Below are 4,834 nucleotides of genomic sequence, written 5' to 3'. Positions count from 1 at the left end.
ATCTGTCGATCCTTCGCCTTCCCAACCTTGTCGATCAGTTGGCTGAACGGCTGGACCAGGCGAGGGCGATAATTCCGCTCCATCACCAGGCTGATTGGGTGATGATGGCATCTTGGATTCTGCTGCTGCGGACCTGCTGTTACCAATCGATGCGCCGGCACAGCGAGCAGAGGAACGCCGGGCATCCGATCTCGGGATCGTCTGGTGGCGCTGCAGGAGATTTAGGCCCTATCGACTTGGTAGGAGTAGCGACCGCAGCAGGGACGTGACGTCTTTGCCCAAGGGCGATCAGAACGGGTGGGGGAGGCAGCCATTGGCCTGATCGAGGTCGATATGATCGCATTCCTCTGGGCATGCCTGACGCCGTTCGATGATCCCGCCGTTGCGGCCGATACGAGACGGTTTGAACGTCGCGGCGTGTGCAAGGTGGCATGATCGGCTCGTGACTTGTCCGCCGGTATGACACTGGCCATATCCATCGTTATGCCACCTCCGGCTTCATGACGGTAAGGGATCGACGATTATGCTGGTGACCCTGGCGGTGCGGTGCTTGCTGGTCGTGCTGTTCTTTCCGTTCAGCGCGCTCGACAAGATTTTAAACTTTAAGGGTGCGGTCGGGCAGGCGCAGCTATTGTTCGGTGTCAACGCTTTGGCCACCATGTCGATCCTGATCGGGTTGTTCATCGAGATCGTCATGTCGCTAGGGGTGATCACCGGTGTGGCCGACCGTCTGGCCGCTCTGATTCTGGCACTCTATTGCATGGCCACCGCGGTTCTGTTCAAGCAGTTCTGGGCACCGGGGGATTTCTGGCATCGTGGCACAAGCAAGGGACGCGATCTGTTCTGGGATTTCCTCAAGAATTTCTCCCTTGCGGGCGGGTTTCTACTGATCACGTTCGGCACCACGATGCACGGTGCCACACACGGTATCGATGCGATCCTCGCCCATCCGTTCGGCTCCACCCACCCCTATCTCGCCGCCCATTCCTCCTGAGAGACGCATCATGTCTGACGACGCACCCAGCATTCCCTACTGGCATCTCTGGACCGATCAGGAGGGGATCAGCCATCAAACCCGTTGCGCCCTGACCAGTTTCGAGATGAAGGCGATGGGCGAAGGGGCGGCACCGCAATGGCAGGGCAGCCGCACCCATGACGGCATGACCGTGATGGTCACGGTGCAGCCGGTCGGCTGGGTTGGCGAGTGGCATGAAAATCCGCGCCCGCAATGGATCATTCCGCTCTCCGGGCGCTGGTTCGTGGAATCGATGGACGGCACGCGGGTGGAAATGGGGCCGGGTGAAATCTCGTTCGGCGAGGATCAGAACACAAGAAAAGCCGACGGGCGGACCGGCCATAAATCCGGCACGATCGGGGATCAACCGGCGGTACTGATGGTGGTGCAGTTCGACAAGCCCCCCACCATCGGGCAGCCTTGCCGCTTCGCTTGAGCGATTTCGAGATCCTCGACCCGCGATTTTCCAGATATATTCTGGACAATGCCGAGCTCGAAGTGCTGGCCGCCGGCTTTCGCTGGATCGAAGGGCCGGTCTGGCTGGGCGATGCCGACTGCCTACTGTTCCAGGATCTGCCGCGCAACCGCACGATGCGCTGGAGCGAAGATCATGGCGTGTCAGTCTATCGCGCGCCGTCGGACTATGCCAACGGCCAGACAAGGGACCTTCAGGGACGGCTGATCGCCTGCTCGCATCATGGCCGCTGCCTCTACCGCACCGAGCACGACGGGCGGCTGACTCGCCTGGTCGCCCATCACGACGGCAAGCGGTTGAACGCGCCCAACGATGTCGTCGTGAAATCGGACGGCAGCATCTGGTTCACCGATCCGCTGTACGGGCTGCTGACCGATTACGAAGGGGGTCGTCAGACATCGGAACAACCGCCTGCCGTGTATCGGTTCGATCCGGAGCGCGGGGATATCCGCATCGTCGCCGATGATTTCGACGGGCCGAACGGTCTCGCCTTCTCGCCCGACGAGCGCATCCTCTACATTGCCGAAACCGGCGATCAGTCCCAGCCCGCGCCGAAGCAGATGATCCGCGCCTTCGATGTCGCGCCCGACGGCAGATCCCTCGGTAACGGCCGCCTGTTCCACCAGATCACGCCCGGTTACGCCGATGGATTCCGGCTCGACGAGGACGGTAATCTGTGGAGTAGCGCCGGGGATGGCGTGCATTGCATCGCCCCGGATGGCACGTTGCTGGGCAAGATCCGCCTGCCCTACCGAATCTCGAACCTCACCTTCGGCGGGTTGCACAAGAACCGCCTATTCATTGGCGGTTCGCACACGCTGTATGCGATCTTTCTCAATATACGCGGGGTGCAGCGACCATGACTGGGACAGTCTGTGGCATGCGCCTGATGACAAGGAACATTACCGCCTGCGCCGAATTCTACCGCTCAGCCCTCGGTTTCATGGTCGATGGTCCCATGCTGGGGTTGGGCGAACAGCAAATCTGGCTGCAGGCCGGGACCGGGGCGGATTACCCGGCAGCGCGCGCCAGCAACGACCCCTGGTTCCAGCACCTCGCCATCGTGGTGAACGATATCGCGGCCGCGTTCGACCACGCCACACGCCACGGGGCGACCGCGATTTCCACCGATGGCCCGCAGAGATTGCCGGCATCCTCCGGCGGCGTCACCGCCTGGAAATTCCGCGACCCGGAAGGCCACCCGCTCGAATTGCTGCAATTCCCGCCCGACGCCACGCCTCCCTGTTGGCAGGGTCGCGATGGATTGTTCCTCGGAATCGACCACACCGCCATCGTGGTCGCCGGTACGCAAGCGAGCGAGACGTTCTACCGCACCCTCGGCTTCGAGCGGGCGGCGCAATCGCATAATCGCGGCCCGGCGCAGGCCGCGCTCGATGGGCTGGCGGCGCCGCACGTGCTGGTCACCGCCCTGCGGATTCCGGGTCAGGCCGTACCGCATCTCGAGCTGCTCGATTATCTCACCCCAAATGCCCCCGCCGGCACCTGGACGACCAGCGATATCGCAGCGACCCGCATCGTCATGAGCGGGACGCAGCCTCTGAGCCGCGACCCCGACGGTCACTGCATCGAAGGCGTCAGCCTAGCCGTTCCTTGATCCGGTCGGCCATCCGCAGCGCGTTGGCGATGATCGTCAATGTCGGGTTCACTGCGCCGATCGAGGGGAAGAACCCGGCATCCGCCACGTAGAGATTGTCGATCTCATGGGTCTTGCAGTCGAGATCGAGTACGGATTGAGCGGGGTCGGTGCCGAAGCGCAGCGTGCCGGCCTGATGCGCGGTGCCACCGACCGGGATGTTCTTGCCGAGATAGAGAGAGCGATCGAGCATGGCGAGGTTGGGGCCGGCTTTCGCCATTGCGGCTTCCAGCTTCTTTTTCAGCCGGTGATGCGCCTCCATGTTGTTCGGCTCCAGATCGAGGAACACGCGACCGCTGCGATCGAGGGTGATGCGGTTCTCGCCATGCGGCAGATCCTCGCTGGACAGCCAGAAATCCATCGAATGCCGCGCCATGGTCTCGAACGGCATTTCCGGCAGGAAACTCAACCAGGACGGCAGGGATTCCCCCCTGATCTGATCGGCGTGCGAGGTCGCACACATCTGGATCAGGCCCAGCGGATAATCCCAGTCATCCGCGCCGAAATAATAATCGCTCACCGCCAGCGTCTTCTGGAAGATGGTGTCGTTCGGCTCGCGCAGCAGCGCCATCAGCACCGACTGGTTGTGCCGCATGTAATTGCGCCCGACCTGATCCGACCCGTTGGCCAGCCCGTTGGGATGCGCCGCGTTCGCCGAGCGCAGAAACAGCAGCGCCGAACTCAGCGCGCCACACGCACTCACCACGATATCCGCCGACAGCCGTTGCCGCTCGCCCGCGTGGATGAGGTTGACGCCGGTGATGCTGCGCCCGGCGGCGTCGGTCTCCAGCGTATCGACATAGGCATCGGTCAGCAGCGTCACGTTGGGGTGCAGCGCCAGGGTGGGGTCGATGCACATGACCTGCGCATCCGCCTTGCCGTTCAGCAGGCAGGGAAATCCGTCGAACGCATCGCAGCGGATGCAGGTGCTGGTCGGCGTCGGCTTGCCGTCCTTCTCATCGAGCAGGATGCCGAGCGGCAGATGGAACGGGTGCAGCCCGTCGCGGGTGAAACCCGCCGATAATTCCTCGATCCGTTTCTCGTGGCTGACCGGCGGGTGCGGAAAATCACCGCTCGACCACGGCTCGTTCGGGTCCTCGCCGCGCTTGCCGTGGACATGGAACAGGCGCTCCGCCTCGGCGTAATACGGCTCGAACACATCGTATTTCAGAGGCCATTCCGGCGAAATACCGTCCTTGTGGACGATGGTTTCGAAATCCCGCTCGCGCAGGCGGAACAAGGCCGCGCCATACACTTTCGAGTTGCCGCCGACATAATAATGCAGGCCGGGCTGGAAGGTCTCGCCCTTGCGGTTGTACCAGACCTCCTTGGTCTGATACGCGGCATCGACGAAGACGGTCTGCGAATCCCAGTTCTTCTGACTGCGCGGCAGATAATCGCCCCGCTCCAGGATCAGGATGCGCTTGCCGGTCGGGGCCAGGCGCTGCGCCAGCGCCCCCCCTCCGGGACCGGAGCCGATGACGATGATGTCGTAGTGATCCTGCGGCATGCCGATCCTTTCACGCAAAAACGATTTCCGCCCAGAGATCGGCACGCCCCGACCCAAAACCCGGTTTACGGTTCCACGAACTTGTGGGATCAATCCTGCGCGTGGTCGTGGCGCGTCATCGTACCACAGGACACCGATAAATTGGACGCATTCCGGCTAACCTCCTGAGCCGGAGTCCCG

6 protein-coding genes are annotated in these 4,834 nt (G+C 62.6%); 4 read left to right on the top strand and 2 right to left on the bottom strand.

Features of this window, described 5'->3' with window-relative positions:
• A partial coding sequence (locus ACP5E6_RS16145; RefSeq protein ID WP_427955807.1) for a hypothetical protein occupies nucleotides 1-185 on the bottom strand: 185 nt, incomplete at its 3' end.
• Nucleotides 186-523: 338 nt separating this feature from the next.
• On the opposite strand from ACP5E6_RS16145, the gene ACP5E6_RS16140 reads away from it, so the two are divergent.
• From ACP5E6_RS16140 to ACP5E6_RS16125, 4 genes are read left to right on the top strand one after another with little or no spacing between them, the layout of a single operon-like run.
• Nucleotides 524-994, top strand: a complete 471-nt coding sequence (locus ACP5E6_RS16140) for a DoxX family protein (RefSeq protein WP_427955804.1) — start codon at nucleotides 524-526, stop codon at nucleotides 992-994.
• Between the two features lie 10 nt (nucleotides 995-1,004).
• Nucleotides 1,005-1,451 carry a cupin domain-containing protein gene (locus ACP5E6_RS16135; protein ID WP_427955803.1) on the top strand — a complete coding sequence of 149 codons (447 nt, stop codon included), beginning with the start codon at nucleotides 1,005-1,007 and terminating at the stop codon, nucleotides 1,449-1,451.
• On the top strand, nucleotides 1,448-2,353 hold the full coding sequence (locus tag ACP5E6_RS16130) for an SMP-30/gluconolactonase/LRE family protein (protein WP_427955801.1): 906 nt from the start codon (nucleotides 1,448-1,450) through the stop codon (nucleotides 2,351-2,353). The genes ACP5E6_RS16135 and ACP5E6_RS16130 overlap by 4 nt, the downstream gene beginning before the upstream one ends.
• A 26-nt stretch (nucleotides 2,354-2,379) precedes the next feature.
• Nucleotides 2,380-3,105 (top strand): VOC family protein, encoded by a 726-nt coding sequence (locus tag ACP5E6_RS16125; protein ID WP_427955799.1) that lies wholly within the window; start codon nucleotides 2,380-2,382, stop codon nucleotides 3,103-3,105.
• Here the strand turns inward: ACP5E6_RS16125 and ACP5E6_RS16120 are convergent.
• Nucleotides 3,086-4,654 (bottom strand): GMC oxidoreductase, encoded by a 1,569-nt coding sequence (locus ACP5E6_RS16120; protein WP_427955796.1) that lies wholly within the window; start codon nucleotides 4,652-4,654, stop codon nucleotides 3,086-3,088. The two genes, ACP5E6_RS16125 and ACP5E6_RS16120, sit on opposite strands and share 20 nt — an antisense overlap.
• Nucleotides 4,655-4,834 lie beyond the last annotated feature (180 nt).

Origin of the sequence: Acidiphilium sp. (assembly GCF_049977125.1) — a bacterium.
Taxonomy (GTDB): Bacteria; Pseudomonadota; Alphaproteobacteria; order Acetobacterales; family Acetobacteraceae; genus Acidiphilium.
Note: the sequence above shows the minus strand (reverse complement) of the source record. Positions and strands in the feature narration are given on the sequence as shown.